This window comes from Armatimonas sp., assembly GCF_031410135.1.
Taxonomy (GTDB): Bacteria; Armatimonadota; Armatimonadia; order Armatimonadales; family Armatimonadaceae; genus Armatimonas.
The window spans coordinates 1-5,263 of record NZ_JANNYP010000209.1; the positions used below are offsets into that span (position 1 = coordinate 1).

The 5,263-nt window shown below is 54.5% G+C and carries 4 protein-coding genes; all 4 read left to right on the forward strand.

Features of this window, described 5'->3' with window-relative positions:
• The first annotated feature begins 288 nt into the window (after positions 1 to 288).
• On the forward strand, positions 289 to 924 hold the full coding sequence (locus RMO15_RS07515) for a recombinase family protein (RefSeq protein ID WP_309709996.1): 636 nt from the start codon (positions 289 to 291) through the stop codon (positions 922 to 924).
• Positions 915 to 3,956: a Tn3 family transposase gene (locus RMO15_RS07520; RefSeq protein ID WP_309710000.1), complete on the forward strand. Its 3,042-nt coding sequence runs from the start codon at positions 915 to 917 to the stop codon at positions 3,954 to 3,956. The genes RMO15_RS07515 and RMO15_RS07520 overlap by 10 nt, the downstream gene beginning before the upstream one ends.
• A gap of 64 nt (positions 3,957 to 4,020) precedes the next feature.
• Complete coding sequence (locus RMO15_RS07525) at positions 4,021 to 4,191, forward strand: helix-turn-helix domain-containing protein (protein ID WP_309710003.1); 171 nt, start codon at positions 4,021 to 4,023, stop codon at positions 4,189 to 4,191.
• Between the two features lie 225 nt (positions 4,192 to 4,416).
• Positions 4,417 to 5,263: hypothetical protein (locus RMO15_RS07530; protein WP_309710007.1), on the forward strand; the 847-nt coding region annotated here is incomplete at its 3' end.

Sequence of the window (5,263 nt, forward strand, 5' to 3'; positions counted from 1 at the left end):
AACTATTCTTCTCAGGTGCCCCAGAGAGCCTACAGTCCAACCTCCGCTGCTGCATTTTCCCGAAAGAGAGATCGGGGGTTTTTGCCCATCGCACCGGAAAGGTATAGTTGGGCATTTCCCCACCCCTTTGGGTGACGGAAATCACTTGTTTTCCGTCAGGTAGAAGATGGCTCGGAACAGTTCGGCATTTTCTTTGATTTGGTAGGCAAACCCATCACGGAAACTATTCACGGAATCTATCGGGTATGATTTGTCACGTATACTCTACCGAATGAGGTTTTACGTGACATGCTTGTTGGATACGTAAGGGTTTCGACCACTGATGATCGTCAGAGCACCGACCTACAGCGCGATGCTTTACAGCTCGCTGGGGTCGATCCGCGAAATATTCATGAGGACCGAGCGTCTGGGGCTCGCGACGACCGTCCAGGACTCAAGAAATGTCTGGACTATCTCCAAGCAGGCGATGTGCTTGTGGTCTGGAAACTGGATCGTCTCGGACGATCCCTACAACACCTTATTGAGATCGTCAATCAACTCCAGAAACGTGGGATCGGATTAAAATCCGTGACCGAAACTCTCGATACGACGACTGCGATGGGCGAGTTTCTCTTCCATGTTTTCGGGGCTTTAGCACAATACGAACGCTCCTTGATTCAGGAGCGAGTCAATGCTGGATTAGCGGCGGCACGCCAGCGTGGGCGCAAAGGTGGTCGCCCTAGGTGCTTGGATGCCGAAAAATTGGATGCTGCTCAAGCTCTGCTCGCCAGTGGAATGACGGTCACCGCCGCCGCCCGGTCTATCGGTGTTCCTCGCTCCACTTTGGTGGACTCTCTGAGTCGAGCAGGTATGCTCGTCGGGACAGATAACTCGGCACAGATGCCCACCGTCGAAAACGCTGAGCCTGTGTCGAGATGCGTATAAGGATACTCAGTGATGACGAAATAGAGGCGCTCTATGGACGCCCCCATTTCACGCACGAAGAGCGTGCCGAGTACTTTGCCTTGTCTGTCTCAGAGCAAGCAGCCTTGGCACAATTCCGCCTGTCTAACGCCAAGATGCTCTTCGTCTTGCAGTTAGGTTATTTCAAGGCGCGAAAGATGTTCTTTGTCTTTGAGTCACGGGAAGTCGAAGAAGATATCTGCTTCTTACGCGAACACTACTTCCCCGATACCTTTGATTGCGCCCTGAACATCAGCAAGGTCACGCGGCTAAAACAACAGCGCACGATTCTCCATCTCAGTAATTATCGAAGCTGGAACGCGAAGGAACAGGAGAAACTAGCGGCACGTGCCCGCCAAGTAGCTATGGTGTGTAGCAAGCCTGGTTACGTCTTACGTGAACTGATGCACTATCTAACCGAACAACGTGTCGTCGCTCCAGGATACAGCGCGATGCAGGACACGGTGGGAGGGGCACTGGCCTATGAACAGCGCCGCCTTGCAGGAATCGCCTACGCTCACATCGATCCGTCCGCAAAAGAAGCCCTGAAGCGTCTCCTCGAAGACACTCAGGGTCTGCACGAAATCACGCTGCTGAAGCGGGATCCCAGAGATTTCAGCAATCACGAGATCAGGGGCGAAGTGCAGCGTGAGGAACAGACGCGGGAACTGTATGCGATGTCGCAGAAATTGCTGCCCCATCTAAACATTTCCAACGAAAACATCCGCTATTATGCGTCCCTCGTGGATTATTACTCGGTCTACAAGCTCCGGCGGATGCAGGAGTCTGTGGTCGTTGTTTATCTGCTGTGCTTCATTCAGCACCGCTACCAGAAACTGCACGATAACCTGATCCAGAGCCTGCTTCATCACGTGAGACGGTATAGTGATGAAGCCAAGGCTGCTGCAAAAGAACTCGTTTACAACGTTCAGGCAGCCACCAATACCGATCTCCCCAAGGCCGGGCAGGTGCTCAAGCTCTTTACCGATAGTAGTGTTGCCGGAAGCGCATCCTTTGAAGAGGTACGGCGCAAAGCCTTTGCCCTACTGGATGCCAAAAGGCTAGATTCAGTGGCAGAGTATCTGAGAACCACTGCGCGATTCGACGAAACTGCATTTCAGTGGAAACACCTGGATAAAGCCGCCCAGCGATTCAAGCTCCCTTTGCGCCCGATTCTGCAAGGAGTCGAGTTTGCTGCAACCACAGAAAAAGATCCGCTCATTGAGGCTATTTGCTTTGTGAAAGAGGCATCCCGTAGCGGCAAGGCACTCGGAACCTACAAGGAAGAGGCAATCCCGGCGCGATGGATACCGGACAAAATGAAGCGTTATCTGTACGAAAAAGATGAGCACAACCGCAAGCAGCTTCTCCCAGATCGCTACGAGTTTCTCCTCTACCGGCATCTGCGTCAGGGGATAGAAGCAGGCGATATCTTCTGCCCCAATAGCGTTCGCTTTCGGAGCATCAAAGATGATCTCCTGAATGACCAGCGGTGGGTGGATAAGGACAAGCTGATTGCCGAGACGGGACTCGATATTCTGCAACAGCCGATTGAGACGCACCTGGCGGAGCTAAAAGACCAACTTGAGACACGGATCGTGGAAGTCAATCGGCGCATCGCCACTGGAGAAAATGAACACTTCAACATCAAAGGGAAAGCGCGTTGGACATTGGATTACCCAAGCGAAAGCGAAGGCACCAACCATCCCTTCTTCGACCAGTTGCCGACCACGGATATTAACAGCGTTCTGCACTTTACACACCGGCAGTGCCAGTGCATGGATGCCTTCACTCATGTTCTGGGACGTTATGCCAAGCAGTCACCTGATATCCCCGCCCTGATTGCCTGTGTGGTTGCTTGGGGAACCAACATGGGGATTGGTCGAATGGGGCAAATCTCTGATATTGGCTCTCACACGCTCGCTTCCATGTCCGACAATTTTCTGCGTCCGGAGACCTTACGCGAGGCCAACGACCGGGTCAGCAACGCGACGGCACAACTGCCCATTTTTCGCCACTACGACATCGGTGAAGTCGTGCATTCCAGTAGCGACGGCCAGAAATTCGAGTCCAGTGTCCGCACCTTCAACGCCCGGCATTCGCCCAAGTATTTTGGCCTCAAGAAGGGGATCGTGCCCTATACGACGGTGGCTAACAACGTTCCCATCAACGCCTATAACATCGGAGCGGACGAGCATGAAAGTCATTTCGTCTTCGACATCCTCTTCAATAACAGTACGGATATCCTGCCCGAGATCCATTCGACAGATACCCATGGCACCAACGAGGTGAACTTCGCACTGCTGTACATATTTGGCTACCAGTTTGCCCCGCGATACAAAGATCTATACGACAAAGTCCGCACCTCTCTGACTGGATTCAACCAGCCAAGTAGCTACGGCGACGTGACCCTCAAGCCCGTTCGCAAGATCCGGGAGGCAGAGATTATTCGCGAGTGGGACGAGTGCCGACGCATCTTCGTGTCCCTGGCGTTAAAAGAGACCACACAGAGCACAATCGTGCGCAAGCTGAGTTCCCATGCCCGCAACAATAGGATAAAACGTGCGCTCTGGGAATATGACAGCATTCACCGCAGTCTCTATCTGCTCACTTATATCGATTCTCTGTCCGTGCGCAAGAACGTCCAGAAGGCCGTCAACCGCGGTGAAAACTATCACCAGCTCCGCCGAGCCGTTTCCTTCGCCAGCTTCGGAAAACTACGTTTCAAAACTGAGTATGAGCAGGACCTTTGGTCGGAATGTAGCCGATTGATAGCCAACAGCGTCATTTTTTACAACGCCTCGATCCTCTCTCGCTTCCTGGAGCACCAGGAGAGGAACGGCGATATGCAAGGCGCGGACGCAACCAAAAAGGTATCCCCCATCGCCTGGCAGAATACCAATCTTCACGGGCGTTATGAGTTTCAAAAGCAGCCTGACCTGCTCAATGTGGATGCCATTATTCAGGGATTGCTACAGAGACCCGCAAATCGCGTCGCGGCACATCAAGCGTGATGCCCAACTATACCTTTCCGGTGCGATGGGCAAAAACCCCCAAAGCGGGACGGATCGGGACTTATTGACAGTTGAACAGGCGGCGAACTACTTGCAGCTCTCGACTTCCTCGATTCGCGCCTACATCCGCAGTGGCAAACTCAAAGCGTTCCGCGTGGCGGGTTTGCGCAAAGTCCTGATCCAGCGTATTGACCTCCTGGCACTCCTGGAGCCAGCGCGAGCTACCGAGCTGTAGATCCCATCAGAAACTGTATCCGAAAAGGAACGATTCTTTGGTATTTCCGTGCAAGCCATAAGGGACGAGATCATGAGGCCCATCCGCTTGTAGTTGTTAAACGACTGCGAAAAAGTGTCCAGAAAAATGCCTGGTCTACAGTTATTCTTGCCTATGCTTCGCCAGACAGGGCCACGAAAAAGAGGAAATCGTGAATTCCGCCCAGAATGGAGTACAGAAATGATAATGCCACCTTTGCTCGTCGCCCTAGTCATGCCGGGGGCGTTCGGTTCGGTCACGCTCGAATCCCCCGGTCGGGGCACTTCGGTAGATCTGCCGACACCGCAGTCGATGACCCTGACCGCAAGCCCGGCGGACGGCCCCGCGCAGATGAAGAGTTGGATTGGCGAAGAGGTCGTCAACGGCAAGAAGCTGAGCTGCACCCTCCGTGCCGCGATGCCGGGAATCACCGACGCCAACCGGCGCATCTTCGATCAGAGCGTCGAGGAAACGGAGAAAAGGGTGCAGAGCGAAGGCGGGAGCAGCCTGGTCGTCGAAAGAAACGGCTTCAAGGTCAGGCTGAGCGCTCGGTACTTCACGGGAGGGGGCGTGTTCTTTGTCGAGTCGGCGAGGGGGCCGATTCCCTACTACCGTGCCATCGTCGCCGAGAAAGGCCAGGAAGAACGGGCGAAGGAAATGCTTCTCGGAGCGACCTTCCGTGACAACGGAAGCGGCTGGCGCAAAGTGTACGAGAGCGGCTTTCCGACCGGCTGGACATACAGCTTCGCAGGCATCGACATTTCAATTCCGCGTCCCCAGGCGTTCGAGAAACTCACCGCCGAAAAGACACGGGACGGCATCGACGGCACGGTCTACTACACCTTCTATGGCGACGGTGGCGCAAGCTCGTGGGGTGTTTCTGACCTGTACGGCGCGAAGCGGGAGACGGTCGAGGAGCTGGCCCGGCGGCCTCTCCCCCGTGCGATAGATTACTCACCCTCTCCCCGTATTGCCCGCGTCGACGTCGTGGATTGGCTCGGCCAGAAGCTGTTGCGCCAGAGCGGCGTCTACGGCAACGGGCAGTTCGAGCGCG

What these genes read in the sequence shown, in the direction of transcription:
- RMO15_RS07515 (WP_309709996.1), top strand. Translation starts at nt 289, where the DNA reads ATGCTTGTTGGATACGTAAGGGTTTCGACCACTGATGATCGTCAGAGC.
- RMO15_RS07520 (WP_309710000.1), top strand. Translation starts at nt 915, where the DNA reads ATGCGTATAAGGATACTCAGTGATGACGAAATAGAGGCGCTCTATGGA.